Annotated in this window: 1 protein-coding gene; it reads left to right on the forward strand. The window is 54.3% G+C overall.

All coding sequences use genetic code 11. The annotated features are described in order from the left end of the window. A partial coding sequence (locus ACZYSM_RS29325) for a GyrI-like domain-containing protein (protein WP_489077186.1) occupies positions 1 to 152 on the forward strand: 152 nt, incomplete at its 5' end. Positions 153 to 586: the final 434 nt, after the last annotated feature.

Genomic DNA, 586 nt, shown 5'->3' on the forward strand with positions numbered 1-586 from the left:
TCGGCGAAACGATCTATCCGATTTACCGCGATTGGCTTCCTGCCAGTGGAGAGGAACTTCGTGACCAGCCGCTGTTCTTCAATTACCTGAGCGTCTATCCCGAGACACCGCAGGATCAATGGCAAACTGATGTGTATGTTCCGCTGCAATAGCGAAGCAAGCAGCTTTCGACCCTGAACTGACGTTGACGAATGTCCGCTCAGGGTCGGTTGCAGCCCTTCGCGACAGGCAGCAATCGGCCATTTCCGGTCAGTCGTGACAGGTACAAACTCGCCCGCGCGCCTCGCTGCGGCTCCAGATCTTTACCCTGAGTGGGTGCCCGAGCATATCGGATTAACATCCCTCCTTCTCAATGCCACATCTATCGCATTTCATGTCGCAGATCATTGAGCGCCTGCGACAGACTCACGCGACATCGCAAAGCCTTTACCGTCAAGCCCGAGTGAGTCGTCGCATAACTTAGGGAAACTCTGAAAAAGACTTCCCGATCTGGTGAAATACGCACCTCACACGAACAGAACGGTTGAGCCCCGATGAAACAGATGTCCTTCGCCGATGCCGAATACGCCGGCAAACGTAAGCAAAC

The sequence above is a fragment of the Pseudomonas sp. F220 genome, from assembly GCF_057813935.1.